General features: G+C 70.9%; 22 protein-coding genes and 1 pseudogene. 12 read left to right on the forward strand and 11 right to left on the reverse strand.

Features of this window, described 5'->3' with window-relative positions:
• Window positions 1-99 precede the first annotated feature (99 nt).
• From ABZ371_RS00170 to ABZ371_RS00190, 5 genes are all read left to right on the forward strand, one after another.
• Window positions 100-636: a hypothetical protein gene (locus ABZ371_RS00170; RefSeq protein ID WP_358672306.1), complete on the forward strand. Its 537-nt coding sequence runs from the start codon at window positions 100-102 to the stop codon at window positions 634-636.
• Between the two features lie 129 nt (window positions 637-765).
• Window positions 766-1,389, forward strand: coding sequence for a PadR family transcriptional regulator (locus tag ABZ371_RS00175; protein ID WP_358672307.1), 624 nt, complete (start codon window positions 766-768; stop codon window positions 1,387-1,389).
• Between the two features lie 71 nt (window positions 1,390-1,460).
• Window positions 1,461-2,225, forward strand: a complete 765-nt coding sequence (locus ABZ371_RS00180) for an ABC transporter ATP-binding protein (protein WP_358672308.1) — start codon at window positions 1,461-1,463, stop codon at window positions 2,223-2,225.
• Window positions 2,222-5,083: an ABC transporter permease gene (locus tag ABZ371_RS00185; RefSeq protein WP_358672309.1), complete on the forward strand. Its 2,862-nt coding sequence runs from the start codon at window positions 2,222-2,224 to the stop codon at window positions 5,081-5,083. Before ABZ371_RS00180 ends, ABZ371_RS00185 begins: the two co-directional genes overlap by 4 nt.
• 140 nt (window positions 5,084-5,223) lie before the next feature.
• Entirely contained in the window at window positions 5,224-5,772 is a 549-nt protein-coding gene (locus ABZ371_RS00190) for a bacterial proteasome activator family protein (protein ID WP_358672310.1), read from the forward strand.
• Between the two features lie 490 nt (window positions 5,773-6,262).
• Here ABZ371_RS00190 and ABZ371_RS00195 read toward each other — a convergent pair whose 3' ends face one another.
• The 7 genes from ABZ371_RS00195 to pdhA all read right to left on the reverse strand — a co-directional run bounded on the left by ABZ371_RS00195 (window position 6,263) and on the right by pdhA (window position 15,538).
• Window positions 6,263-7,249 (reverse strand): NAD(P)H-quinone oxidoreductase, encoded by a 987-nt coding sequence (locus ABZ371_RS00195; RefSeq protein WP_358672311.1) that lies wholly within the window; start codon window positions 7,247-7,249, stop codon window positions 6,263-6,265.
• A 75-nt stretch (window positions 7,250-7,324) separates the two neighbouring features.
• On the reverse strand, window positions 7,325-8,467 hold the full coding sequence (locus ABZ371_RS00200) for a potassium channel family protein (RefSeq protein WP_358672312.1): 1,143 nt from the start codon (window positions 8,465-8,467) through the stop codon (window positions 7,325-7,327).
• Window positions 8,425-10,140, reverse strand: a complete 1,716-nt coding sequence (locus tag ABZ371_RS00205; RefSeq protein WP_358672313.1) for a molybdopterin-binding protein — start codon at window positions 10,138-10,140, stop codon at window positions 8,425-8,427. The genes ABZ371_RS00200 and ABZ371_RS00205 overlap by 43 nt, the downstream gene beginning before the upstream one ends.
• 152 nt (window positions 10,141-10,292) lie before the next feature.
• Entirely contained in the window at window positions 10,293-11,168 is an 876-nt protein-coding gene (locus tag ABZ371_RS00210; protein ID WP_358672314.1) for an NTP transferase domain-containing protein, read from the reverse strand.
• 730 nt (window positions 11,169-11,898) lie between these two features.
• Window positions 11,899-13,356, reverse strand: a complete 1,458-nt coding sequence (locus ABZ371_RS00215; protein ID WP_358672315.1) for a dihydrolipoamide acetyltransferase family protein — start codon at window positions 13,354-13,356, stop codon at window positions 11,899-11,901.
• Window positions 13,356-14,387: an alpha-ketoacid dehydrogenase subunit beta gene (locus tag ABZ371_RS00220; protein WP_358672316.1), complete on the reverse strand. Its 1,032-nt coding sequence runs from the start codon at window positions 14,385-14,387 to the stop codon at window positions 13,356-13,358. The genes ABZ371_RS00215 and ABZ371_RS00220 overlap by 1 nt, the downstream gene beginning before the upstream one ends.
• A complete protein-coding gene (gene pdhA / locus ABZ371_RS00225; protein WP_358672317.1) occupies window positions 14,384-15,538 on the reverse strand; it encodes a pyruvate dehydrogenase (acetyl-transferring) E1 component subunit alpha in 1,155 nt (384 codons plus the stop codon). Before pdhA ends, ABZ371_RS00220 begins: the two co-directional genes overlap by 4 nt.
• A 223-nt stretch (window positions 15,539-15,761) precedes the next feature.
• Between pdhA and ABZ371_RS00230 the strand changes: the two genes are divergently transcribed.
• Entirely contained in the window at window positions 15,762-16,283 is a 522-nt protein-coding gene (locus ABZ371_RS00230; protein ID WP_358672318.1) for an Lrp/AsnC family transcriptional regulator, read from the forward strand.
• 166 nt (window positions 16,284-16,449) lie between these two features.
• On the opposite strand, the gene ABZ371_RS00235 is transcribed toward ABZ371_RS00230, so the two are convergent.
• Entirely contained in the window at window positions 16,450-17,043 is a 594-nt protein-coding gene (locus tag ABZ371_RS00235; protein WP_358672319.1) for a TetR/AcrR family transcriptional regulator, read from the reverse strand.
• Window positions 17,044-17,165: 122 nt separating this feature from the next.
• Here ABZ371_RS00235 and paaN point away from each other — a divergent pair.
• Window positions 17,166-18,867, forward strand: a pseudogene (paaN, locus tag ABZ371_RS00240) (phenylacetic acid degradation protein PaaN).
• Between the two features lie 90 nt (window positions 18,868-18,957).
• On the opposite strand, the gene ABZ371_RS00245 reads toward paaN, so the two are convergent.
• The 3 genes from ABZ371_RS00245 to ABZ371_RS00255 all read right to left on the reverse strand — a co-directional run bounded on the left by ABZ371_RS00245 (window position 18,958) and on the right by ABZ371_RS00255 (window position 21,877).
• The gene (locus tag ABZ371_RS00245; RefSeq protein ID WP_358672334.1) at window positions 18,958-19,599 is read right to left on the reverse strand and encodes a TrmH family RNA methyltransferase; all 642 of its coding nucleotides are present in this window, start codon (window positions 19,597-19,599) and stop codon (window positions 18,958-18,960) included.
• Window positions 19,600-19,700: 101 nt separating this feature from the next.
• The gene (locus ABZ371_RS00250; protein ID WP_358672320.1) at window positions 19,701-20,963 is read right to left on the reverse strand and encodes an HTTM domain-containing protein; all 1,263 of its coding nucleotides are present in this window, start codon (window positions 20,961-20,963) and stop codon (window positions 19,701-19,703) included.
• Window positions 20,960-21,877 (reverse strand): DUF5819 family protein, encoded by a 918-nt coding sequence (locus tag ABZ371_RS00255; RefSeq protein WP_358672335.1) that lies wholly within the window; start codon window positions 21,875-21,877, stop codon window positions 20,960-20,962. The genes ABZ371_RS00250 and ABZ371_RS00255 overlap by 4 nt, the downstream gene beginning before the upstream one ends.
• A 115-nt stretch (window positions 21,878-21,992) precedes the next feature.
• On the opposite strand from ABZ371_RS00255, the gene paaA reads away from it, so the two are divergent.
• The 5 genes from paaA to ABZ371_RS00280 are packed head-to-tail and all read left to right on the forward strand — an operon-like array spanning window position 21,993 to window position 25,556.
• The gene (gene paaA / locus ABZ371_RS00260; protein WP_358672321.1) at window positions 21,993-23,018 is read left to right on the forward strand and encodes a 1,2-phenylacetyl-CoA epoxidase subunit PaaA; all 1,026 of its coding nucleotides are present in this window, start codon (window positions 21,993-21,995) and stop codon (window positions 23,016-23,018) included.
• Window positions 23,015-23,305 (forward strand): 1,2-phenylacetyl-CoA epoxidase subunit PaaB, encoded by a 291-nt coding sequence (gene paaB, locus ABZ371_RS00265; RefSeq protein ID WP_069171673.1) that lies wholly within the window; start codon window positions 23,015-23,017, stop codon window positions 23,303-23,305. The genes paaA and paaB overlap by 4 nt, the downstream gene beginning before the upstream one ends.
• Window positions 23,302-24,003, forward strand: coding sequence for a 1,2-phenylacetyl-CoA epoxidase subunit PaaC (gene paaC / locus ABZ371_RS00270; RefSeq protein ID WP_358672322.1), 702 nt, complete (start codon window positions 23,302-23,304; stop codon window positions 24,001-24,003). Before paaB ends, paaC begins: the two co-directional genes overlap by 4 nt.
• Entirely contained in the window at window positions 23,997-24,494 is a 498-nt protein-coding gene (paaD, locus tag ABZ371_RS00275; protein WP_358672323.1) for a 1,2-phenylacetyl-CoA epoxidase subunit PaaD, read from the forward strand. Before paaC ends, paaD begins: the two co-directional genes overlap by 7 nt.
• The gene (locus ABZ371_RS00280; RefSeq protein ID WP_358672324.1) at window positions 24,495-25,556 is read left to right on the forward strand and encodes a 2Fe-2S iron-sulfur cluster-binding protein; all 1,062 of its coding nucleotides are present in this window, start codon (window positions 24,495-24,497) and stop codon (window positions 25,554-25,556) included.
• Window positions 25,557-25,908 lie beyond the last annotated feature (352 nt).

Genomic DNA, 25,908 nt, shown 5'->3' on the forward strand with positions numbered 1-25,908 from the left:
GAAACATGCCGGTCCTCCGGCCGGGATGCCGGGCACCTCGTCGCGTGTGACGCTGATCTCATGCCTCCGGGACTCCTGGCTTCACGGTCGTCACGATGCGTGGCCTGTCTGGTGATGGCGGCCGGAGTGGCCCTCGGGCCGGTCGCCGCCGGGGCGGCCACCCCGGCTGACGGGCGCGTACGCCATGGGCGCGTACTCCCCCTCTCCGAGGCCCGGCCCGGGTACGGGCCGTCCGCGGGCGCCCTCCCCACCCGCGCCGTGCGGGACGGCGCCGGTGGTCCGGCGTCGCCGCCCCGGCGCTCCCCCGCCGCGAGTCCGTCCGCCAACGACTCCCCGATGGCCGGGAGGCAGGCGGCCAAGGGCCGGGTCCGGCCCGGGCGATCGCTGACGCCCATGGAGGCCGCGCGCATCGAGGCCACCGCGGACGAGGTCCCGCCGGGTCCGGACCCTCACGAGGTGCCTGTGTTCACTCCGCCGCCCGGCGCCTTCCCCGAACCGGGCCACGCCGCTCGGCAGCGCCGGGCGATGGAGGAGCGGGCCGCCCGGGAGGCGCCGCGGCTTTCCCTGGGCAGCGGCATCGTCCTGGTCGGGCTGGGTCTGGGATTCCTCGCTTTCCGCATGCGCCGCGCGGTCTGACCGGAACCGCGGGCCGCTCCGGAGCCGACCGCGGCCGCCTGCGGGTCACCTGTGCCTCAACCGGGCCGGCGTCGGCGGGAGCCGCGACGGCGCTTGCGCGCTGGAGCATACTCGGTATACATACTCGGTATGTCGATCCGCCACGGGCTGCTAGCCCTGCTGGAGCGCGGGCCTAGGTACGGCTCGCAGCTCCGCACCGAATTCGAGTCCCGCACGGGCTCCACCTGGCCGCTGAACGTCGGACAGGTCTACACGACGCTCAGCCGTCTGGAACGCGACGGCATGGTCGCCCAGGACGGCGAGGACGAGGCCGGGCACGCCCTCTACTCGATCACCGAGGACGGACGCGGTGAGCTGAGGAGCTGGTTCGAGACCCCCGTCGACCGCAGCAGTCCGCCCCGCGACGAGCTGGCGATCAAGCTCGCCATGGCGGTCGGGGCCCCCGGAGTGGACATCAGGGCCGTCATCCAGGCGCAGCGCGGCCACACCCTGAAGGCGATGCAGGACTACACCCGGCTGAAGGCTCGGGCACTCGCCGACGTTCCCGCAGACCGCGACGAGGTCGCCTGGCTTCTCGTGGTGGAGCAGCTGATCTTCCAGGCTGAGGCGGAGGCGCGCTGGCTCGACCACTGCGAGTCGCGTCTCGTGCGCCTCGCCGAGGCCGCCGCGACCGAGCCCGCCGTACACCCCGCCGCGTCCACGAACCGGGGGGCCGCCCGGACCGCCGCCTCACGCCGGTCCGCCCGCCACTGACGCCGGCGAAGCCGGCCGGTCCGGCCCGCGCCACCCTTCCGCACACCGTTCTCAGGGGGGAACAGCCCACCATGTCCTCGTCCGTCCCCGCACCGTCCACCGGTCTCTCCGTGGACACTCCCGTCCTCCAGCTGAGAGCCCTGACGCGCACCCACGGCTCCGGTATCGCCGAGGTCCACGCCCTGCGCGGCATCGACCTGTCCGTCCACACCGGTGAGCTCGTCGCGGTGATGGGGCCCTCGGGCTCCGGCAAGTCCACGCTTCTGACCCTGGCGGGCGGGCTGGACACCGCGACCAGCGGCCAGGTCGTCGTCGAAGGCCAGGACATCGCCACACTCGGCCGCAAGGGCGTCGCACGTCTGCGCCGGCGCAGTGTGGGATACGTCTTCCAGGACTACAACCTGATCCCCGCGCTCACCGCCGTGGAGAACATCGCCCTGCCGCGCGAGCTCGACGGCGTCCCCGTACGCAAGGCGCGCAAGGAGGCCATGGCCTCGCTGGAGGAGATGCGCCTCGGAGAGGTCGCCGACCGCTTCCCGGACGAGATGTCCGGTGGACAGCAGCAGCGCGTCGCCATCGCCCGCGCCCTCGTCGGTGACCGCCGCCTGGTGCTCGCCGACGAGCCGACCGGAGCGCTCGACTCCGAGACCGGCGAGGCCGTGCTCGCCCTGCTCCGCAACCGCTGCGACCAAGGAGCCGCCGGGGTGATGGTGACGCACGAGCCCCGGTACGCGGCCTGGGCGGACCGGGTGGTCTTCCTCCGGGACGGGTCGATCGTGGACCAGACGGTGGCCACCGCCGCCGAATCCCTGCTCGCCGCCGAAGGTGCCGAGTGAGCGGCCTCAGCGGGTGGCGCGCCGCCCTCCGGATCGCCCGGCGCGATGCCTTGCGGGCCAAGGGCCGCAGCGCACTCGTCGTCGCGATGATCGCCCTCCCGGTCCTCGGTGTGACGGCCGCCGACGTGACGTACCGCAGTTCCACCCCCACCGTCGCCGAGGGCCTCACGGCCCGGATGGGGTCGGCGGACGCCGTCTACAGCTCGGCGGGCGTGGGTCCCGTCCCCATCGAGCAGATGCCCGACGCCAGCACGTGGGGGACCACTCCCGACGGGGCGGAGATACCGGCCGAGGAGGAGCGCGACCCCGTCGACGTACGGGCCGCCTTCCCGAAGGGGTCGCGGTACCTCACCGAGCAGTCCGTCCCGGCCGCCGTCACCACCCGGCACGGGGTCGCCGACACCGAGATCGTGGAGCTGCGCACCTCCGATCCGGCGGTCCGTGGGCGGCTGGACCTGGTCGACGGGGCGTTCCCGCACGGCAAGGGAGAGGTCGTCGCGACCGAGCACTTCCTGGAGTCCGCCGGACTCGGTGTCGGCTCCCGCACGACGCTGCGGGGCCCCGAGCAGACGTACACGATCACCGGGAGCGTCGAGCTACCGGACGACCTGGGCAAGAGCGCGCTGTACGCGGACCCGGGCACGGTACTCGCCCCGTGGGCGGCGGCCGCCGCACGCGACAAGGAGATCGTCCCGCCGTATCCGGGAGACGTCACCTGGCTCGTGCGAGGCCCGTCAGGCGCCGGTGTCACCTGGCCGGACGTGCTCGAGGCCAACGAGAAGGGCGTCCTGGTGCTGTCCCGCCAGGTCGCTCTCGATCCGCCTCCGGACTCCGAGGTACCGCTGCTCGCGCACCAGGACGCCTCCTCCTACGAAGACGGCTCCTCGGAGCTGAGCGCGGCGGTGGTGACCGTCGTCGCCATGGCGGTCCTGGAGATCGTCCTGCTGGCGGGCCCCGCGTTCGCCGTGGGGGCCAGGCGTTCGCGCAGGCAGCTCGGCCTCGTCGGCACCTGCGGCGGCGACCGGGGGCAGGTGCGGGCCGTCGTGCTGTCCGGGGGCCTGGTGCTCGGCACGGTGGGAGCGGTCACCGGCACCGTGGCCGGAATCGGCCTCACCGCCCTCTTCCGCCCGATGATCGAGGGCTGGACCGCGAGCCGCTTCGGCTCCCTCGACATCCGCCCCTGGGAGCTGCTGACCATCGCCTTCATCGGCCTCGTCACCGGTGTCCTCGCGGCCCTCGCGCCGGCCGTCGTGGCCGGACGGCAGTCCGTGCTCGAATCCCTCACCGGCCGGCGCGGAACGCGCCGGAGCTCCCGCGTCCTGCCCGTCGTGGGCTGCGTGGTGCTGGCGGGTGGGGTAGCCGTCGCCGGCTACGGGGGCTCGGCCGGGGACACCGCCTTCGTCGCCGGCGGCTCGGTGATCGCCGAACTCGGGGTGCTGGCATGCATCCCCGTGATCGTCGGCTTCCTCGGCCGGCTCGGCACCCGTCTTCCGCTCTCCCCACGCATGGCACTGCGCGACGCGGCTCGCAACCGAGGACGTACGGCGCCGGCGGTCGCCGCCGTCATGGCGGCCGTGGCGGGCACCGTCGCCGTCGCCACGTACACCACCAGCGTGATGGCGGAACACGACTACGACCACGTGCGCACCCTGATGCCGGGCACAGTGGCGCTGGTGGCCTCCGAGCCGGCCGCCGTCGACCGGTTGCCCCTCGCCAGAGCGGCCGTGGAGAAGAATCTGGCGGTCAGCGGCGGCCGTGCCGACATCGGGCGGATCTGGGCCGGCTCCGACTGCAGCGTCTACTACGAGGAGGGCGGCTGCGGCACCCTCGACCTGGTCAAGCCGACCGGGGAGGGACACAGCTGCCCGCTGCAGGGACCGGGCGCGAAGAAGCTCGCCGAGAGCCTCAGCGCCGGGGAGCACAAGAAGCTGATGAACTCCCCCGCCTGCGTCGACGAGTACGTCACCGCGCAAGCCCTCTCCACAGGCGAGGGCAACATCGTCGTCGGGGACGCCGCGCTGCTCAGGTCGTACGTGAAACTCGACGATCCCGCCGCGGCCGAAGCCCTGGCGGCCGGCACGCCCGTGCTGCTCAACCCGGCGTACGCGAAGGACGGCCAGGTCACGCTCAAGGCCGTCCACACGTACAACGAGCGCGACAAGGAGAACCACGCACGTCACCCGGGCGAGGCGAAGGCCACCACGGACCGGCTGAAGGTGTACGTGGCACCCGACTCGTACGCCGCCACCCCGGGGGTCCGCATGATCCTGCCGCAGCGGACCGCCGACCGGCTCGGTCTGCACACCGCGGCCTACGGAAGCCTCTACACGGTGACGCACCCGCCGACGGACGCCGAGACGCAGGCTGTGTCGGCGGCCTTCACCCAGGCCGGGAACGGGATCTACCTCCAGAGCGAGAACCCGGCGGAGGACAGTGACGAGGACGTGATCCTGCTCGTCCTCGCCCTCTTCGCGGGCGTGGTCACCCTGGGCGCCGCCGCCATCACCACCGGACTCGCGAAGGCCGACGCGCAAGCCGACCTCACCACCCTGAGCGCCGTGGGCGCACCCCCCGGTGTGCGGCGCACCCTTTCCGGGTTCCAATGCCTGGTGGTCGCCCTGACGGGCGTCCTCCTCGGCACGGCCGCGGGTGTCGTGCCGGCCGTGGCACTGCGCCTGGTCGACCTGGGCGAGGCGATGAAGGCGATGCGGGCGCAGCCCATGGACTCCGCCTACACGCCGATCGTGATGCCGTGGGAGACCCTCGGGCTGCTGGCACTGGTCGTACCGCTGCTGGCAGGGCTGCTGGCGGCCGCATTCGCCGGATCGAGGCTGACGCTGACCCGCCGCACGGGCTGAACACGCCGGGCGCGTGAGCCTCCTCGGCGCGTCGCCCCCGCGAGAGGACCGGCGGCTGATCGGTGCCCCCGGGAAGGGTGGATCATCCCTTTCCGGGGGCACCACCGTGGTGTGCAGCAGGTGTGGGAGACAATGGCGACATGGAGATGCCGAGGAATGACCGGTCGCAGGAGCACCCCCAGGTCCTCGTGGTGGGGCAGGACGGAATGGCTGTCGGCGGCGGAGGCAGCGACGACGAGTCGCGTGAGGTCCCGGTGACGGAGATGGTCGAGCAGCCCGCCAAGGTCATGCGCATCGGCAGCATGATCAAGCAGCTTCTGGAGGAGGTCAGGGCGGCCCCCCTCGACGAGGCGAGCCGGGTGCGGCTCAAGGAGATCCACGCGAGCTCGGTGAAGGAGCTCGAGGACGGACTGGCCCCCGAGCTCGTGGAGGAGCTGGAACGGCTCTCGCTGCCGTTCACCGAGGAGTCCGTCCCCTCCGAGGCCGAGCTGAGGATCGCGCAGGCCCAGCTGGTCGGCTGGCTCGAGGGTCTGTTCCACGGGATCCAGACGGCCTTGTTCGCGCAGCAGATGGCGGCACGGGCCCAGCTGGAGCAGATGCGCCGCGCGCTTCCTCCCGGTGCGGTGCACGAGGACGAGGAAGGCGGCGCGGACCCGCACGGTCCGGCGCGCTCCGGTCCCTACCTGTAACCGCCGCGTTCGGTCCCTGCCCGTGACCGCCGCGCTCCGGTCCCTGCCCGTGACCACCGGGTTCGGTCCCTGCCCGTGACCGCCGCGCTCCGGTCCCTGCCCGTAACCGCCGGGTTCGGGCAGTCCGGCGGTGCGCGGCACACGGAACGCGCGCGCCGGACCGAACACGCGCGGTCCGGCACACCACACGCGTGGTGTGCCGGACCGGCGTGCCTGCCGAGCTGAGCGGTGCCCGTGCTGCGGGCCGCCCGGTTCGCAGGCTGACCCTCCCACCGACGGACTCGTCCACAGCGGCCCGAACCTGAGGCAGGCTGCTGCTCAGGGCATTCACATCCCGAGGCAGCCGGTTCTGCGGGCGGGTGGAACCTCGGGCAGCCGGTTCCGCGGGCGGGTCGAGCCCCGGGCGCCCGGTTCCGCGGGCGGGTCGCCCGAGGGTTCTGCGGGCGGGTCGAACCTCGGACAGCCGGTTCCGCGGGCGGGTCGCCCGATCTCAGGGCGTCGGAGCGAGCAGCAGCACCTTGCCGATGTGCGTGCTGGATTCCAGGACCCGATGCGCCTCCGCCGCGTCCTCCATCGGCATCGTGCGGTCCACGACGGGCTTGACTACGCCCTCGGCGATGAGCGGCCAGACGTGCTCCCGTACAGCGGCGATGATCGCGGCCTTCTCCGCGAGCGGGCGTGCGCGGAGCGAGGTGGCGGTGACGGCGGCCCGCTTGCTCAGCAGAGCGCCCAGATTCAGCTCCCCCTTGGCACCGCCCTGCATCCCGATGATCGCGAGTCGCCCGTTCACAGCCAGCGCCCGCACGTTGCGGTCCAGGTACTTGGCCCCGACGATGTCGAGGATCACGTCGGCCCCCGCGCCGTCCGTCGCCCTGCGCAGCTCGTCGACGAAATCCTGTTCGCGGTAGTCGATGAGGATGTCGGCGCCGAGCTCCTTGCAGCGCGCGAGCTTCTCGGGCCCGCCCGCGGTGACCGCCACCCGAGCTCCCACAGCCTTGGCGAGCTGGATCGCCATCGTGCCGATGCCGCTGGAGCCGCCGTGGACGAGCAGCGTCTCGCCGGGGCGCAGGTGAGCCACCATGAAGACGTTGGACCAGACCGTGGCGGTGACCTCGGGCAGCGCCGCGGCCACAGCGAGGTCCACTCCGTCCGGCACCGGCAGCAGTTGCCCGGCCGGCACGGCCACCTTCTGCGCGTAACCGCCGCCCGCCAGCAGCCCGCACACCTCGTCGCCCACCGACCACCCGGTGACGCCAGGCCCGAGAGCCGCGACGCGGCCCGCACACTCCAGGCCGGGATAGGGGGACGCGCCGGGGGGCGGGTTGTAGAAGCCCTGCCGCTGCAGTACATCGGCCCGGTTGACCGCACCGGACACGACCTCGACGAGAACTTCGCCATCGCCTGGTACGGGATCGGGGACCTCGGTCCAGACGAGCGCCTCGGGGCCACCGGGTTCGGGGATCGTGATCGCATACATGGCCGCGAGGCTACTCCGTAGCGCCTGGTGAACGCGTTCGACGAGCCAGCATCCCCGTTTCGGTGCCCCGGATCTCTACTGCCGTTGGTTGGAGTGCGGCGGCTGGAGCGTCGGAGGGACGTGGAGCGGCGAGGCCCGGACGATCGTGATGAGGCGGTCCGTCAGCTGCAGAGGGCTGGCCGCCGGGTCGTCGTAACCGAGCAGCCGGTGGCCGCGCAGAACGCTGACCACCAAGTCCTCGGTCTCCCGCACGCTCTTGCCCACCTCGGCCTTTATCACCGGCCGCTCGACGAGATCGAGACCGCTGCCCTGCTGGATCAGATCCTCCATCACCGTGCCGGCACTGGGGCTGAGCACGGAAAGGCCCAACAGCCTTCCCGCCGCGCTCGCGCTGGTGATCACGGCATCGGCGCCGGACTGCCGCAGCAGCGGGGCGTTCTCCTCCTCGCGCACGGCGGCCACGATCTTGGCGCCACGGTTGAGCTGCCGTGCCGTCAGGGCTACCAGCACGGCCGTGTCGTCGCGTTGCGTCGCGATGATGACCTGCCGTGCCTTCTGCAGCTCGGCCCGCAACAGCACGTCACTGCGCGTCGCGTCACCCAGCACGCCTACGAAGCCCTCGGCGTTGGCGGCCTCGATCACCTTGCCGGCCGGGTCGACGATGACGATCTGGTCCTTCTTCAGCCCGGTGGCACAGAGCGTCTGGATTGCCGAGCGGCCCTTCGTGCCGAAGCCGACGACAACGGTGTGTTCACGCAAGTTGGTTCTCCAACGGTTCAGCCGGAAGTCCTCCCGGGTCCGCTCCGTCAGGACCTCGAGGGTGGTGCCGACAAGGATGATCAGGAACAGCACACGCAACGGCGTCACCAGGAGGACGTTGACGAGCCGGGCAGGATCGCTGTACGGGACGATGTCGCCGTAACCGGTGGTCGACAGCGTCACCGTGGCGTAATAGACGGCGTCGAGGAAGTCGACCTTCCCGTCGGCGTTGTCGTGATAGCCGTCGCGGTCCGCCCACACGATGAAGACGGTGGTGGCCAGCACCGCCAGCGCCATCGCCAGCCGTTTGGCGACCTGTCGCAGCGGCCGGTCGACGACTCGCCGAGGCAGGAGTACCCGGGTGGGCACCACGTGTTCGTCGGCGCGCCTGGCCATCGCGTCTTGGCCGGGAAGTTTCACGTGAAACACCCTTCCGTCCAGGGCGTCGCGGAGGCCCACGGCAGATCGAGGATCTCCACCTCGGTGCCGGACCGTACCCCGCCGGGAGGCACGACAGCCAGTCCATCGGCCGCAGCGACCCCCCTGAGCATCGCGGGACCGTTGTAATGGAGCGGCAGCACGCTGTCCCCCCGGTAGATGACAGGGACGAGCCGGGTGTCCTGCGGATGCCCGTGCACCTCTTCGCGCATGGGCGCACGGAACGGTTCCTGGGCGGATCGGCCGGCGATCCCCCGGATCAGCGGCTCGGCCAGTGTGAGCAGGCCCGACACGGCCGCGAGCGGGTTGCCGGGCAGTCCCACCAGGTAGGGACCTTCGTCCGCGAGCCTGGCCAGGAGCATGGGGTGGCCGGGACGCACAGCCACCCCATCGACGAGCAACGTGGCGCCCGTACCGGCAAGAACCGGGTGGACATGATCGACCGGGCCGGCTGCTGTACCGCCCGTCGTGACGATCAGGTCGGCCTCCGACGTGGCGAGGGTACGGCGTAGACCCTCCGCGTCGTCGCCGAGGTGCCTGGGTGGGGTGACCTCCGCCCCGAGAGCGCGGAGCCAGGGCACCAGCATGGGCCCGAGAGCGTCACGGATCAGCCCTTCTCGCGGCAGGCCGGCAGTCAGCAACTCATCGCCCAGGACCAGGACATCGACGCGCGGCCGGGGCGTGGCGATCAGAGCGTCGTACCCCGCAGCGGCCGCCAGCCCGATCACGGGCGGGGTCACGAGGGTGCCGACAGGCAGGAGTTGGTCGCCGGAGCGGCACTCCTGGCCCCTGGGCCGGATGTCCTGACCGGGAACGACGTCCCGATCCGTGTGCAGCAGCCCCTTGGACTCGTCCGCGTGTGCGTGCTCGCTGCGGATGACAGCGGTGGCTTCGGAGGGGATGCGCGCGCCGGTGGCAATCCGTACTGCCGCGCCATCGGGAAGCGGCGCCGCTGTGCCCTGCCCGGCGAGTAGGCCCTGGCCCGCGTGCACGGTCCACGGGCCCGGCCCCGCGACCACCCACCCGTCCATGGCCGACGTGTCGAAGGACGGCAGGTCGGTCAGTGCGACGACAGCCTCGGCAAGGACGTGCCCGAGCGCCCGGTCCAGGGAGAGCCGGTGAGCTGCTCGCGGGGTGGACGTGCCGAGGCGCTCCGCCAGCGCACGCGCGTCGGGCCAGGAGGTCACTCGGTGCTGACGGGGGGAGGGGCTGTGGGGGGAGGTGCTGTGGGGCGAGGGGTTGTGCGGGGAGCGGCTGTGGGGGGAGGGGTTGTGCGGAGAGGGAGGGGCGCCGTGGGCGGACGGGACCCGTGCACCACTTCGTGAGGCTGGTGAAGAGGCGAGCGAGGGCCCGCCCACATCCGAGACCGAGGCACCGGAAGCGGCAGTGGGGTCGGAGGACGCGGTGGGGCCGGAGGGGACGGAGGAGATGGTCGGGTCGGAGGGGTCGGAGGACGCGGTGGGGTGTGAGGAGATGGCGGGGTCGAAGGAAGTGTTCGGGCCGGTCGGGTCGGGTCTGCTCGGCGTGGGGTGCGAGGTCGGCGTGCGGCGCCCGACCAGAGCCAGCGCCTGCTCGACAGCCCGTTCCTCCTCGGCGGCCCGGGCCGCCTCCGCCACGCGGAGGTTTTCTGCCGCATGGAACTCCTCGGCGGCGCGTACCGGATCAGCCGCGTGGTACTCCTGGGAGGCACTCACCGGATCAAGCGCCTGGTGCAGCCGGGAGTCAGGGAGCGGATCAGCCGCAGAGACCGGACTGGACGCGTGCGACCGCGAGGTGGCGCCGGCCGAGTGCCTGCCCAGGCGCCGCTCCGAGGCGAGGGGGTCTCCGGCCCCGCCTTCTCGCGCTGTCATGGTGTGCCGGTCTCTCTGCCGGGCTCTGTCTCTTCTTCCCAGCGGAGAGCCAACGCGGCGGCCTTGCGAGCCGCGTCCGCCACAGCGGCGGCTGCGGCCTCCGGGCTCGCCCCGCTGCTCGCCTTCGCCGCCGCGTACCCCACCAGGAACGTGGTCAACGGCGCGGCGGGCCGGGCGACACCGTGCGCGGCGTCACGGGCGAGATCGAGCAGGACATCGGTGTCGACGTCGAGTTCGATGCCCAGTTCGTTCTTGACTGTGGTGATCCATTCGTCCAGCACAGTCCCATGGTCCCTGATGCGCGCCCTGGCTGCGGCAACGTCTTCCCAGGTGTCGCAGTCGAAAGAGGCGAGAGGGCCCGCCTCGACCCGGGCCAGGTCCAGTTCGGCCGTCAGCAATCGCAGTGGAAGCCCGGCGAGCGTGCCGTGTTCGGTGGCCAGGAGCGCGAGTTCGCGGCGCAGCGGCTCGGCTCGGTAGCCCGCCACCAGCGGCTGGTCCCGGCCGTTCGGGTCGGTGCACAAAGCACCTTCCCCGGTCCCTGTCCGGATCGCGTCCAGCAGAGAACGGACAGTAGCCTCCTGCAGGAACGGCAGATCCGCGGAGAGTACGAGAACCGTTTCCTCGGTGATCTGCCGCAGCCCTGCGCCGAGTGCCGCCAAAGGCCCGCCGCCGGGCGGCGTTTCACGCGTCCAGAGGACCGGTCGCGTGGTGGGCCTACGGCTGCCCACCACCACGGTGGTCCGAGCATCGGTGCACGCAGCGAGCACCCGATCCAGAAGCGCCCGGCCGCCCACCCGGAGCCCGGGTTTGTCGGCTCCCCCTAGCCGCTTGGCGGCTCCCCCGGCGAGGACGATGGCGTCATACGCGGTCATGCCCCGAGTATGCGGTGCGCCCACTCCTACCGTCCGCCCCGGGGGAGGTCTAGTCGCCGCCCCACGCCCCCTACGGGGTGGTGAAATCGGGAGCTCCGACCGACCCCACGGACACGCGCTTCCCAGCTCCGCCCCCGCCCCCTGCCCGGTCATGCCCTGCCTCTGCCCCCCTCCCGTCCACGGGTACGGTCCTCGACCGGAACACAGCCCCGACGCCGATCGCCGTGCGTCCAAATCACAGCCCGGCCGGACCTCAACCCGGTCAGATGTAGCCCGGCCGGACCTCAGCCCGGTCAGATGTAGCCCGGCCGGATCGTGCCCTTCATGCCTGATCGGGTCGGTGGGCGGCTGGCCAGGGCCGGTGGTGAACGGAGTGGTCCAGTGGTGGACGGAGTGGTCCGGTGGTGGACGGGATGGTCCGGTGGTGGACGGGATGGTCCGGTGGCGGCCGCTTGATGCCGGGATGGACGGCTGGCGCATCTGACGAACCGGGCCCGCGTCCACCTGGCGCAACAATGCCGCACCGGCATTCGCGCCCGGTCCCGTACAGGCCCACCGAACACCTCTCGCCTCCCGGTAAGCCGACGTCGATGCTCCCCGACGGGCACTTCCGCGTGGAACACCTTCCGGCTCCCGGCCAGCCGACGTCCGATACCCGGCTACTCGGCCTCGACGGACACTCCGTCCCCTCCCGGACACCGCCCCGCCCGCTCCCGGTAGAACCGTCCCCTCACAGGGTGCGCAACAGCACCACCGGCTGTTCCACGCAGTCGGCCACATACCGCAGGAAACCACCCGCCGTGCCACCGTCACAGACTCGGTGGTCGAAAGTGAGCGACAGCTGGACGACCTGGCGGACCGCCAGTTGTCCCTGATACACCCAGGGCTTCGGCACGATACGGCCGACCCCGAGCATCGCCGCTTCCGGATGGTTCACGATCGGCGTTGAGCCGTCGACACCGAAGACCCCGTAATTGTTCAGCGTGAAGGTTCCGCCTGTCAGATCGGCCGGGCTCAGCTTCCCGCCGCGAGCCGCCTCGGTGAGCCGGCTGATCTCCGCGCCGATGGACTCAACATTGCGTACGTGCGCCCCACGGACGACAGGCACCACCAGGCCTCTTTCCGTCTGGGCGGCAAAACCCAGGTGGATCTCCGGCAGCCGCACGATCTCACGGGCTTCGGTATCGACTGTCGCGTTGAGTTCAGGGAAGCGGGTCAGAGCAGCCGTACAGATGCGGGCCAGCAGCGCGAGCACCGAGACCTTCGACGCTGCCGTGCCGCTGCCGGCGGCATTCATCGCCGCCCTCGCCGCCATCAGTTCGGTGGCATCGGCGTCGACCCAGCACGTGGCATCGGGAATCTCCCGTCGGCTGCGGGCCAGCTTGTCCGCGACCGCCCCACGGACTCCGCGCAACGGGATGCGCTCACCGGGCGTCGCCGCCTCATGCCTTGCCGCAGGGGTCACCGCGGCGACAGGCTGTTCCGCCCCGTTCCTGATCGCGGATTCGATGTCGTTACGGAGGATCAGACCGTCCGGCCCCGAACCCCTGATCTGCCGGAGATCGAGGTCGTGCTCCCGCGCCAGCTTCCGCACCAGTGGGGAGATGACCGGCACCGGTCCGTGTGCTGTCTCCACATCCGGGTTGGAAGCGGTGACCGAAGGGAGGGCGGGCACGGCGACTACACCCGGGGCGGGGGCCGGAGCCGCGGTGAACGATGTGGGTCTCACCCGGCGGCGCCGTGCCGCAGGTGCAGCCGTGCCGTAGCCCACCAGGACGTTGCCGGACGACTCGACGACCGGGTCAGGGCCGGAAGGGGCAGCCGTACCCGAGGTGGGCCCAGCAGCCGGTCCCGATCCAAAGCCGGCAACCGAGCGCGAGGTGGAACCGGCAGCCGGATCCGACGTGGAACCCTCCGTGGCACGGCCGGTTCCGGGGCTTGTCGATCCGACCGCCACCGTCAGGAGCGGGGAGCCGACGGGGAGTTCCGTGCCTTCCTCACCGAACCTCGCCGTCACCACGCCGCCGTACGGGCATGGGACCTCCACCATGGCCTTGGCCGTCTCGACCTCGACGACCGGTTGGTCAATGGCGACCACGTCGCCGACCTCCACCAGCCAGCGCACGATCTCCGCCTCGGTCAGTCCCTCACCGAGGTCGGGCAACTTGAACTCGAGCACCTGCGCCATCAGCCCTCGGCCTCCCACTGAAGACGGGCCACCGCGTCGAGCACCCGGTCCACGCCCGGCAGGTGGTGTCGTTCCTGCATCGGTGGCGGGTACGGAATGTCGAAGCCGGCTACCCGTAGCACGGGCGCCTCCAGGTGGTGGAAGCACCGCTCGGTCACCCGCGCCGCGATTTCGCCGCCCGGCCCGCCGAATCCGGAGGACTCGTGGACGACCACCGCGCGGCCTGTGCGCCGTACCGACGCGGCGACGGTCTCGTCGTCGAAGGGCACGAGTGACCGAAGGTCGACGACTTCGAGTTCCCAGCCCTCTGCCACGGCTGCCTCCGCCGCCTCCATACACACCGGGAGCGACGGCCCGTAGGTGATCAGGGTCGCGCTACGGCCGGAGCGGCGCACGACGGCACGGCCGATCGGCTCCACCGGGGTCGGCTCATCAGGAGACCAGGACGCCTTCGACCAGTAGAGACGCTTGGGCTCCAGGAAGACCACCGGGTCGTCCGAGGCGATCGACGCTCTCAGCAGTCCGTACGCGTCCTCGACCGTGGCCGGCGTGACGACGTGAAGGCCCGGTGTCGCCATGTAGTAGGCCTCGGAGGAGTCGCTGTGGTGTTCGACCCCGCCGATCCCCCCGCCGTAGGGCACCCGCACGGTGATCGGCAGGGGCATGGCGCCCCCGGTACGGTTCCGCATCTTGGCGACATGGCTGATCAACTGCTCGAACGCCGGGTAGGCGAAGGCGTCGAACTGCATCTCCACCACAGGCCGCAGCCCGTACATCGCCATTCCGACGGCGGCGCCCAGGATGCCCGCCTCGGCCAGAGGTGTGTCCGTGCACCGGTCGTCGCCGAATTGCTCGGCCAGGCCGTCGGTGACCCGGAAGACCCCGCCCAGGGTGCCGACGTCCTCACCGAGAACATGCACCGCCGGATCCTCGGCCATCGAGTCGCGGAGCGCACGTCCGAGTGCCTGGGCCATCGTGGCGGGCCTCGCCGCGCCGGTTCGCCCACCGGCCGTCGCCGCAACCGTGGTCATCGACTGTCCTCCGCGCTGCTCTCGTCGTGCTCCGCGTCGAGCTCGCCCCGGAGCCGGGCGGCCTGCTCACGCAGCTGCGGGGTCTGCTGCTCGTACACGTGGGTGAACAGGTCCATGGGATCGAGCACCGGGTCGGCATTCATCTGCTCGCGCAGTTCGGCGGCCATCCGCTCCGCCGCCTCCCTCACCACCCCGATGTGCTCCTCGTCCAGCACACCCCGTCCGGTCAGCTCGCGCTCGAGCAGCTGGATCGGGTCGTGGGCACGCCACGCCTCCACCTCGCTGTCACCGCGGTACCGGGTGGCGTCGTCAGCGTTCGTGTGCGCTTCCATGCGGTATGTGACGGCCTCGACCAGCGTCGGGCCCTCCCCGCGTCTGGCTCTCGCCACCGCCTCGCCCAGGACCTGGTGCACCGCGACCGCGTCGTTGCCGTCGACCAGCCGACCGGGCATTCCGTACCCGACCGCCTTGTGGGCGAGGGACGGCGCGGCACTCTGTTTGGCCAGAGGGACGGAGATGGCGAAGCCGTTGTTCTGCACGAGGAAGACCACCGGGGCCCGCCAGACCGCCGCGAAGTTCAGCGCCTCGTGGAAGTCGCCCTCGCTCGTCCCGCCGTCGCCGACCATGGCCAGGGCGACGACGTCGTCACCCTTCAACCGGGCCGCGTGAGCCAGGCCCACCGCATGCGGCAGCTGGGTGGCCAGCGGGGTGCACAGTGGGGCGATCCGGTGCTCGCGCGGGTCGTAACCGGTGTGCCGGTCTCCTCGCAGGAGGGTCAGCGCCTCGACCGGGTCCAGGCCGCGTACCACTGCCGCAAGCGTGTCGCGATAGCTGGGGAAGAGCCAGTCCCGCTCCTCCAGGACAAGGGCTGCCGCGACCTCGCACGCCTCCTGGCCGGTGCTGGACGGATACACCGCGAGACGGCCTTGTCTGGTCAGAGCGGTGGCCTGAGCGTTGTACCGCCTGCCGCGGACCAGCTCGGCGTACAGGCGCAGCAACAGCTCCGCGTCCGTCTCCGCAGCGGCCGCCGTGCCGAGCACCCGGTACGGTGCGGAGTCCGGAAGCAGCGGCGCAGGGTCGGTGAGCGGCTTCCAGGCCGGGGGCGGCACGGGCCGGTAAGCGGCCGCGCCGGGCAGCTCTTGGACCGTCATGGCTGGCACCTCCTGGCATCGGGATACATCGAGGATGTCGAAATCGCAGCAGCGAAATCTGCGGGAATGTCGAGGGGTGAGCAAGGCGCCGGAGTGGTGGCCTCACCTACCGATTGTTCGGTCGTGAACGCATTTTGGCTACAGGCACCGTCAGCCTGTGGACAAACGGTTCTCCACAGCCTGGGATGGGGGCAGGTCGTCCACAACAGGGAGGTGCGGGCAGATGGCCGCTGAACAAATGGCCGACGCGGGCGGCGATCCCGGTCAGGTGCCTCCTGCCCGTCCCCTCGACTCGATCGACCGCGACATCCTCCGCATCCTGCAGACGGACGGGCGGGCCTCCGTACGAGCCGTCGCCGAACGTGTCCACGTCTCGCGCGCCAACGCCTACGCCCGCATCAACCGCCTCGTCGAGGACGGGGTGATCCGCGGCTTCAGTGCGCGCGTGAACCATGAACGGGCCGGCCAGGGCGCCTCGGCCTACATCACTTTGAAGATCGTCCAGAACTCGTGGCGCACCGTGCGTGAGCAGTTGCAGGCACTGCCGGGTGCCACTCACATCGCGCTGGTCAGTGGCGACTTCGATGTCCTGCTTCTCGTGCACTCACCGGACAACCGGGCGCTGCGTGAATTGGTCCTGACAAGAATCCAGGCCATACCGGAAGTACTCTCCACCCGGACCCTGCTGGTGTTCGAGGAGACCGACCTCGGCCCGCGGCCCGACCGGCCTGCCGAACTCTCCTAGGCCCTGCCCCTCCTGGAACCTGCCGGCAGCACCGACCTGCCGACAGCGAGGACCTGCCGACCGGGCACCTGCCGGGCCGGGTACCTGACGGGTCGACCCGGCCGGGCGAGACCGGATGGTCCGGTGCGACACCGGGCCCGGCCGGTGCCGGCCTCCGGCAGCCCGCTCAGCGACTGGCCCGCATCCCCTCGAAGGCCAGCCGGACGACGGTGTCGGCCAGCTGCTCCTCCTCCGGCGACCCGCCGGGCTGAGGGCGGTACCACTCGACCAGGGAGTTCACCATGCCGAACAGAAGCCTGGTGGCCAGGCGTATGTCGACGTCGGCGCGGAGGTCGCCCTCGGCGACGGCGGCCTTGAGCAGCTCGGACACCCGCTGGTCGAACTCGCGTCGCCGCTCGAGCGCCCAGCATTCGGTACTCGTGTTGCCGCGGACGCGCAGCAACAGCGTGACGTAGGGCAGCTCACCCATCAGGACCTCGACGGTGCGGCGCGTGACGTACTCGACCCGTGCGATGGCCCGCCCCCGGGCCGCACCCGGTTCGTCGAGGATGGCGAAGAGGCCGTCGAGCGCACGGCTCACCGCCCGGCGCAGCAGTTCCTCCTTGCCCGCCACATGGTGGTAGATCGACGACTTGGAGATGCCGGCCGCCTTGGAGAGGTGCTCCATGGACGTGCCGTCGTAGCCGCGCTCGTTGAAGACACGGACGGCAACGGTGAGGAGGGATTCCGGTGTGTACGTGTCCCGCTTGGCCGTGGTCATGACCGCGATCCTCCCCCATGAGTTGTCCACAGGTCTCCCGGGGGCCTTGTCCCGACCGATCGTTCGGTTACTCTAACTCCGTCCGTACTTCCCTGCCCGGCTCGACGAGGAGTTGGTCCGTCATGGCCGCCGAGCTTTCCCCCGAGAAGCTGTCCGAGACCCACCGCCCGACGCTCGACCAGGCACTCGACGCCATGCGTACGCGCGCCTACTGGTCCCCGCACCCCGAGCATCCGAAGGCCTACGGTGAGGGCGGCCTCCCCGGCAGCCTGGGAGCGGCCGAGGGCAAGGCCGCGTTCGACGCCGTCCTGAACACCCGGCTCGACCTCGATCAGCCCGGCACCGACGGCTGGACAGGCGGCGAGGTCTCGCCGTACGGCCCGGAGCTGGGCGTCGAGTACCCGCACGCCGACCCGGACGTCCTGCTCCCGGCGATGCGCGCCGCCATGGGCACCTGGCGGGCGGCGGGGCCGGAGACCAGGGCTCTCGTCTGCCTGGAGATCCTCGCGAGGATCAGTGCCCGCACCCATGAGCTGGCCCATGCCGTCATGCACACGAGCGGGCAGGCCTTCGTCATGGCCTTCCAGGCAGGCGGCCCCCACGCGCAGGACCGCGGCCTGGAAGCGGTGGCCTACGCGTACGCGGAGCAGACGCGTACACCGCTGACCGCCGACTGGTCGAAACCGCAGGGCAAACGGGACCCGCTCCAGCTGCGCAAGTCCTACACCGCGGTCGGTCGCGGCATCTCCCTCCTGATCGGCTGCAACACCTTCCCCACCTGGAACGGCTACCCCGGCCTCTTCGCCTCGCTGGCCACCGGCAATCCTGTGCTGGTCAAGCCGCACCCCCGGGCCGTGCTCCCGCTCGCCCTCACCGTCCAGCTGGCCCGTGAGGTCCTGAGGGAGACGGGCTTCGACCCGAATCTGGTGGCGCTGGCCGCGGAACGGCCCGGCGAGGGCATCGCCAGGACGCTGGCGGTGCGCCCCGAAGTGAAGATCATCGACTACACCGGCTCCACCGGCTTCGGCGACTGGCTGGAGGTCAACGCCAGGCAGGCCCAGGTCTACACGGAGAAGGCCGGCGTCAACTCCATCGTCATCGACTCCACCGACGACTACCGGGGCATGCTCTCCAACCTGGCCTTCTCGCTCTCCCTCTACAGCGGCCAGATGTGCACCACCCCGCAGAACCTGCTCATCCCTCGGGACGGCGTGACGACCGACGCGGGCCCGAAGACGTACGAGGACGTGGTCACGGACGTTGCGGAGGCCGTGCGCGGGCTCCTCGGTGACGACGCCCGCGCCAACGGACTGCTCGGTGCGCTGGTCAACCCGGACGTGCGGGCGCGTCTGGAAGCGGCCGGGGAGCTGGGCGAGGTCGCCCTCTCCTCCCGTCAGGTCGCCAACGCCGACTTCCCTGACGCGGTGGTGCGGACGCCGGTGCTCGTAAAAGCTCGACGGCACCAAGCCGGACGACGGCGCGGCGTACCTCTCCGAGTGCTTCGGGCCGGTCTCGTTCGCCGTCGCCGTCCAATCGACGACAGCCGCGCTCGACCTGCTGCGCCGCACCATCCGCGAGAAGGGTGCGATGACAGTGGGGGCGTACACCACGTCCCCCGAGGTGGAGCGAGCGGTGGAGGACGTCTGCTTCGACGAGTCGGCACAGCTCTCGCTCAATCTCACCGGTGGTGTGTACGTCAACCAGACCGCGGCGTTCTCCGACTTCCACGGCTCGGGGGGCAACCCTGCGGCCAATGCGGCGCTGTGCGACGGAGCGTTCGTGTCCAACCGCTTCCGCGTGGTGGAGGTCCGCCGCCAGGCCTGACACGCTCCCCGCATGGCTCTGCCATCCTGTCGTGGCGGCAGGGCCATGCGCGCCGTCCGGCCGGGCAGCCGTCCCAAGGCGTTCCGCCGGTCACCTGTTCGAGGGGTCCGGGATGTCCGCGTACCGCTGCACCCAGGCGTGCATGGCGATGGCAGCCGCCGCACCCGCGTTGATCGAGCGGGTGGAGCCGAACTGCGCGATGGAGCACACCATCGTCGCGTGCTCGCGGGCTTCCTCCGTCAGCCCCGGCCCCTCCTGCCCGAACAGCAGGAGGCACCTGCGGGGCAGCTCGGTCCGTTCCAGGGGCACAGCACCGGGAAGATTGTCGATTCCGATGATCGGCAGCCCTGCAGCCGCCGCCCAGGCGGTCAGATCGGCGGTGTCCGGATGGTGGCGGACATGCTGATAGCGATCGGTGACCATCGCTCCACGCCGGTTCCACCGCCGTCGGCCCACGATGTGGATCTCCTTGGCGAGGAACGCGTTGGCCGTACGGACCACCGATCCGATGTTGAAGTCGTGGCCCCAGTTCTCCACCGCCACGTGGAAGTCGTGCCGGCGGAGGTCCAGGTCGGCGACGATGGCCTCCCGTGTCCAGTACCGGTAGGCGTCGCCCACGTTGCGCCGGTCGCCCTGGGCGAGCAGCTCGGCGTCGTACCGCTCCCCCTCGGGCCAGGGAAGCGGATGAGGGCCGACACCGATCGGGTTGCCGTACCCGTCGTCGTACTGGATCGGCTCCGCAGGGGGATCCGTCTCTCCGGGTCGATCGGTCTCCCCGGACGCGAGGGAGTCCGCCGATACGCGTGGTTCTTCTGCACTGCCGGTCTCGCTGGTCACCCGACGAGCGTATGGCCCCCGCCGTGACCGTGGGGCAGGGGCTCCTCCTCGCCGTCGGCCCGCCGCTGTCGCGGCAGCCGGACCTTGCTCCCGGCTCGGGACGACAGCCGGTCCCGGCCGGACGTCACCCTGCCGCCCAGCCACAGCAGGAAGGCCGTCGGAAGGAAGACCGCGTCCGCGGCGATCATCGCCATCGAGAAGAACGGCAGTCCGAGCAGGACGGCGATCCCGGCGTGTTCCCCGATCATGAGCACCAGAAGGACGTTCTTGACCCGCCGGTTGAACAGGGTGAACGGGAAGGCGACCTGCACGATGACCGTGGCGTACGTCAGCACCATGACCACCAGCGCGCTGGACGCGAAGAGACCGGACAGTTCGGGCCACGGCGTGAAGTAGTCCAGCTTGAGCGGATAGTAGAGGGCCGTACCGTCCTGCCAGCGGGACCCCTGGACCTTGTACCAGCCCGCGGTCGCGTAGATCAGGCACACCTCGGCCATGATCACGAGGAGACCGGCGTTGTGGGCGAGGTTGGCCAGGACGTCGAGCAGGGTCCGGAGCTCGGCCTCCGGTGCGTGGCGGCGCAGTACCCACCAGAGGCCGTTTCCCAGCCACAGCGCCCACAGCAGGGAGGGAAGCCACCAGGTGCCGCCGAGCCCTTCCGTGATCGTGGCCGGCACCAGCACGGAACCGGACGCGGCCCACAGGACCGGCCCCACGATGTCCCGCGCCGGGCGGTGTCCTGCCGAGTGCCGCTCGGCATCCCGTGCGGCACGCCTCGCGTCCAGCGACCAGACGCGGGCGCACCGCGTGAGCACCAGGTAGATCGCCATGAGGTGGATGACGTTGTCTCCGCCGTCTCCCATGAAGATGCTGCGGTTCTGCAGGGACAGCACCCCCACCAGGAACAGCACGGACGTGACGCGGGTCCGCCAGCCGACCGTCAGGAGCGCGGCTGAGACCAGTGTCAGTCCGTAGACGACCTCGAACCAGAGCGTGCTGTCCGACCACATGAGAACGGTGAAGGCGTCGTTGCTCTCGAGGAGCCGGCGCGCCATGTCCCAGCGCCACGGACTGTCGGGACCGTACAGCTCCCGGCGGTGCGGCAGCTCCCGCAACAGGAACAGCAGATACGTGGCAGAGACACCGATCCGTACGACGGCGCTCTGGTACGCGCCCAGCGGCATGGAGGTGACGAGCTGGATGGCGCGAGCCAGACGGCGGGCGGTACTCCGCACGCGGTACTCGGCGGACGTGCTCACTTCTCCTCCCCCGTCCCGGTCCGCTCCGCGTCCGCGCCGGCCTCGCCCGGCAGATCGGAGGGGGTCACGGTCCACCACGGGAGTGTCCGGTAGTTCGGCTTCGTGCCGATCTTCTCGTCGCTCCAGGCCGGAGCACCGACGGAGCGTACGGATGAGCGCACCTGGATCCGCTCGACCGTGCCCCCGTAGTCGTGCGCTGAGAGGCGGAGCATGACGATCCGGCGGATGTAGCGCTCGGAGAGGTCTCCGCGCAGGCCGGCGGGGCGGTTCTCGTCGTCGTGGGACCCGGCGTAGAAGTCCCAGGCCCGGCGCAGCTCGTTCTGGTGGATATGACTGGGGAGCGGGTTGCCGCGTATCGCCTTGCCGTCCTCGTGGGAGAGGCTCATCCAGCGGGTTGTGTTGCGGCCGTGGGCACCTGCCACCTCGGCGCGTACGTGCACGGCGACGTTCTGCTGCAGCGGGTTGGGAGCGAACAGCTTCCAGTTCTGCTCGAACTCCGGGTAGATCCAGTCACTGACGGCTTCACCGTGCTGTTTCGTCATCGTGTTCGACGGCGCGACGTGGAGGAAGACCATGGCGAGGTGTCCGCAGGCCGCCAGCCCCATCACGGACAGCGCCAGCGCGGCGACGATCTGGTAGGGAAGGGAGAGACCGGCTATGCCGCCGCCCTCGCGGCGCGGGGCTGCCTGCCGCCCGGCAGCCGTGCCGCCTGTCATCGGGTCCGGCCGGCGATTCGGTCCGGCCCCCGGTATCACCGCGGGTCCGGTCTCCGCATCCGCCCTCCGACCACCCTGCTCCGCGTGCGAACCCGTTCCCGCGGGCGCGCCGCCTGGATCGGGACCGTCTCGGCGCGGCACCTCCGGCCAGGCGGGCTTCTTCTCGTTGCCCGCACGCCCACCGTGGTCCGAATCCATCCCGCCCCGATCACCGTCGATCACCGCTCAGTTATCCACAGGGTTGACACCCTACGGGCCCTCGACTCACCATTGAAGTCAAGGAACCGAACGATCGGTCGGTAGGGAGCTCGGAATGGCGGCAGTGACTGCGGAGCAGACGACGCGCGGGACGGCAGACGCGGGAGCGCAGGAGGCGGCACGCGTCGCCGCCTTCGACGCCGCCGTCGCGGCGGATGACCGGATCGAGCCGCGGGACTGGATGCCCGACGCCTACCGCGCCACGCTGATCCGCCAGATGGCCCAGCACGCGCACTCGGAGATCATCGGAATGCAGCCCGAGGCCAACTGGATCACGCGCGCGCCCTCCCTGCGCCGCAAGGCGATCCTGATGGCGAAGGTGCAGGACGAGGCCGGCCACGGGCTGTACCTGTACAGCGCGGCCGAAACCTTGGGCACCAGTCGCGAGGAGTTGCTGGACAAGCTGCATGCCGGTCGGCAGCGATACTCCTCGATCTTCAACTACCCGACGCTGACGTGGGCCGACGTGGGAGCAATCGGCTGGCTCGTCGACGGAGCCGCCATCACCAACCAGGTACCGCTCTGCCGCTGCTCCTACGGCCCCTACGCCCGGGCGATGGTCCGCATCTGCAAGGAGGAGTCCTTCCACCAGCGTCAGGGGTACGAGCTGTTGCTCGCCCTGAGCCGGGGGACTCCGGCCCAGCACGAGATGGCACAGGACGCGGTGAATCGCTGGTGGTGGCCGTCACTCATGATGTTCGGCCCTCCCGACGACGCATCGGCACACTCGGAGCAGTCGATGGCCTGGAAGATCAAGCGCCACTCCAACGACGAGTTGCGCCGGCGCTTCGTCGACATCTGCGTGCCGCAGGCAGAAGCCCTGGGGCTCACCCTCCCGGACCCCGACATCCGGTGGAACGAGGAGCTCGGACAGCACGACTACGGAGCGATCGACTGGACGGAGTTCCAGCAGGTCCTCAAGGGCAACGGCCCCTGCAACGAGGAGCGGCTCGCTCAGCGCCGCCGGGCCCACGAAGAGGGTGCCTGGGTCCGGGCCGCCGCAACGGCATACGCAGACAGACACGCGGCACGACCCGGGACGTCCGAGGCGACCGCAGAGCCCGTGGAGGCGACCGCATGAGCAGCTCGACAGACTGGCCCCTGTGGGAGGTGTTCGTTCGCTCCCGCCGCGGCCTGTCCCACACCCACGCGGGCAGCCTGCACGCACCGGACGCCGAGATGGCCCTGCGCAACGCCCGTGATCTGTACACCCGCCGCTCGGAGGGCGTCTCCCTCTGGGTGGTGCCGTCGACGGCGATCACCGCCTCCTCCCCGGACGAGAAGGACTCCTTCTTCGAACCGGCCGGGGACAAGCCCTACCGCCACCCCACGTTCTACGAGATCCCGGAAGGGGTGAAGCACCTGTGACCGCGGCCCTCGCCCTCGGCGACGACGCGTTGGTGCTCTCCCACCGCCTGGGGGAGTGGGCGGGTCACGCCCCCGTCCTCGAAGAGGAAGTAGCTCTGGCCAACATCGCCCTGGACCTGCTGGGCCAAGCGCGGATGCTGCTCTCGTTCGTCGGCGATGAGGACGAGTTGGCCTTCCTCCGCGAGGAGCGGTCCTTCCGCAACGTCCAGTTGGTGGAGCAGCCCAACGGCGACTTCGCCCACACCATGGCACGCCAGCTGTACTTCTCGGTCTATCAGCACCTGCTGTACGAACAGCTGGCCGCCGGCGTCGGCGGGTTCGCCGACCTTGCGGCGAAGGCCGTCAAGGAGGTCGCCTACCACCGCGACCACGCCGAGCAGTGGGTTCTGCGGCTCGGAGACGGCACCGCCGAGAGCCACCGGCGTATGCAATCCGCCCTGGACGCCCTGTGGCGGTTCACCGGCGAGCTGTTCGAGCCTGTCGAGGGACTCGACGTCGACTGGGATGCGATCGAGTCCGGCTGGTCACGCGCCGTGGGGAACGTGGTGGAGAGGTCCACCCTGACCCTCCCGTCAGGCCCTCAGGCCGGCGCGTGGAGCGCGGGGGCCGGCCGGCAAGGGGTGCACACCGAGCCGTTCGGGCGGATGCTCGCCGAGATGCAGCATCTGCACCGCAGCCATCCGGGGGCGTCATGGTGACGCAGACACTGCTGGAAGCGGAGCTGCACCGTCTCGCGGGCTCGGTCCCCGACCCGGAGCTTCCGGTCCTCACCCTGGAGGAGCTGGGAGTGCTCCGCGGCGTACGGGTGGAGGGGCCCGGGCGGGTCACCGTTCAGCTGACACCGACCTACACGGGCTGTCCGGCCATCGAGGCCATGTCCGCCGACATCGAGCGGGTTCTCCACGCCCACGGTATGGCCGAGGTCTCCGTGGTCACCGTACTGGCCCCGGCCTGGTCGACGGACGACATCAGTGACGACGGGCGGCGCAAGCTGGCGGAGTTCGGCATAGCGCCACCGCGCCCACACAGCGGGCCGTCCGGACCCGTGCCGCTGGCGCTCTCGGTGCGATGCCCGCACTGCGGATCCACGGACACGGAGTTGCTGAGCCGGTTCTCCTCCACGGCCTGCAAAGCGTTGCGCCGATGCGTGGACTGCCGTGAACCGTTCGACCACTTCAAGGAGTTGTAGATGTTCCACTCGCTCCGGGTCAGCTCCATCGAACGGATCACGGACGACGCCGTGGCAGTCACCTTCGCCGTACCGCCCGCGCTGCACGACACCTTCCGCCACCTCCCGGGCCAGCACCTGAATGTGCGTTACAGCGCCGGCGGAGAGGAGATCCGCAGGTCCTACTCGATCTGTGCCGCCGCGACCGAGCAGCCGGACCCACCGGCGCTGCGGGTGGGCATCCGCATGGTCGACGGTGGTGCGTTCTCCACGTACGCCCTCAAAGAACTCGCGGTCGGCGACCAAGTCGAGGCCATGCCCCCGACGGGGCGCTTCGTCCTCAGACCCCGCCCCGGCCACTTCGCGGCCATCGTCGGAGGCAGCGGAATCACACCGGTTCTGTCGATCGCTTCGACGTTGCTGGCCCGCGAACCGGAAGCGCGGTTCTGCCTGATCCGCAGCGACCGGACAGCGGCCTCCACGATGTTCCTCGACGAGGTGGCCGACCTCAAGGACCGCTACCCGGACCGCTTCCAGCTGGTGACCGCCCTGTCCAGGGAGGAGCAGGCCGCCGGGCTTCCCTCGGGTCGGCTCGACCGCGAGCGGCTGAGCGGGCTGCTGCCCGCGTTGGTGTCCGTTCCCGATGTGCGGGGCTGGTTCTTGTGCGGCCCACTCGGCCTGGTCAGGGAGGCTGAAGGTGCCCTGCGAACGATAGGTGTGGACCGCGCCCTCATCCACCAGGAGATCTTCCACGTAGCCGATGAGAAGACGTCCACCCCGGCGGTCGGCCGGATGGCCACCCCGGCCGAGAGCACCCTCACCGCGACGCTGGACGGCCGCTCCGGCAGCTGGCCGGTCCAGGACGGCGAGTCGCTCCTGGACACGGTCCTGCGGAGCCGCTCGGACGCCCCGTACGCCTGCAAGGGCGGTGTCTGCGGGACGTGCAGGGCACTCCTGGTCAAGGGCGAGGTGCGCATGGACCGCAATTTCGCCTTGGAGCCCGAGGAGACCGGCGCGGGCTTCGTGCTCGCCTGCCAGTCGCACCCCGTTACTCCGGAGGTGGAGATCGACTTCGACCGCTGAGTTCCGTGCCCGCCTCCCGGGACGCAGCTCTTCTCCGGCGACTTGGCCGCGGACAGACCCGCGCCAGCGCCCACGCCCGATCGGCGTGCGACGAAGCGCCGCGCACGAGCCACAGGGCCAGGGACGGCGTGGGCACTGGCCGGAGGCAAGGTGGCCCTCCAGGAAGCGCGGGCAGGGCGAAGGCGGGGCAGGGGCGCGGGCAGCCGAGCGCCCTGGCCCAGGGTGAAGGCACAACAGGTGCAGGCGCAGTGGAGCGGGTGCAGCGCAGTGCGGGCGCAGGCGCGGTGCAGCGCAGTGCGGGCGCAGGCACAGTGGAGCGGGTGCAAGCCAGAGGCAGCAGAGTTTCACGCAC

Source organism: Streptomyces sp. NPDC005899 (genome assembly GCF_040629645.1).
Lineage (GTDB): Bacteria > Actinomycetota > Actinomycetes > Streptomycetales > Streptomycetaceae > Streptomyces.

Coding starts and splice junctions, on each gene's coding strand:
- pdhA (WP_358672317.1), bottom strand. CDS start 15,538: ATGACGGTCCAAGAGCTGCCCGGCGCGGCCGCTTACCGGCCCGTGCCG.
- paaA (WP_358672321.1), top strand. CDS start 21,993: ATGGCGGCAGTGACTGCGGAGCAGACGACGCGCGGGACGGCAGACGCG.
- ABZ371_RS00235 (WP_358672319.1), bottom strand. CDS start 17,043: ATGACCACGGCCAAGCGGGACACGTACACACCGGAATCCCTCCTCACC.
- ABZ371_RS00255 (WP_358672335.1), bottom strand. CDS start 21,877: ATGGATTCGGACCACGGTGGGCGTGCGGGCAACGAGAAGAAGCCCGCC.
- ABZ371_RS00280 (WP_358672324.1), top strand. CDS start 24,495: ATGTTCCACTCGCTCCGGGTCAGCTCCATCGAACGGATCACGGACGAC.
- paaB (WP_069171673.1), top strand. CDS start 23,015: ATGAGCAGCTCGACAGACTGGCCCCTGTGGGAGGTGTTCGTTCGCTCC.
- ABZ371_RS00215 (WP_358672315.1), bottom strand. CDS start 13,356: ATGGCGCAGGTGCTCGAGTTCAAGTTGCCCGACCTCGGTGAGGGACTG.
- ABZ371_RS00210 (WP_358672314.1), bottom strand. CDS start 11,168: ATGACCGCGTATGACGCCATCGTCCTCGCCGGGGGAGCCGCCAAGCGG.
- paaD (WP_358672323.1), top strand. CDS start 23,997: ATGGTGACGCAGACACTGCTGGAAGCGGAGCTGCACCGTCTCGCGGGC.
- ABZ371_RS00180 (WP_358672308.1), top strand. CDS start 1,461: ATGTCCTCGTCCGTCCCCGCACCGTCCACCGGTCTCTCCGTGGACACT.
- ABZ371_RS00230 (WP_358672318.1), top strand. CDS start 15,762: ATGGCCGCTGAACAAATGGCCGACGCGGGCGGCGATCCCGGTCAGGTG.
- ABZ371_RS00220 (WP_358672316.1), bottom strand. CDS start 14,387: ATGACCACGGTTGCGGCGACGGCCGGTGGGCGAACCGGCGCGGCGAGG.
- ABZ371_RS00175 (WP_358672307.1), top strand. CDS start 766: ATGTCGATCCGCCACGGGCTGCTAGCCCTGCTGGAGCGCGGGCCTAGG.
- ABZ371_RS00190 (WP_358672310.1), top strand. CDS start 5,224: ATGGAGATGCCGAGGAATGACCGGTCGCAGGAGCACCCCCAGGTCCTC.
- ABZ371_RS00195 (WP_358672311.1), bottom strand. CDS start 7,249: ATGTATGCGATCACGATCCCCGAACCCGGTGGCCCCGAGGCGCTCGTC.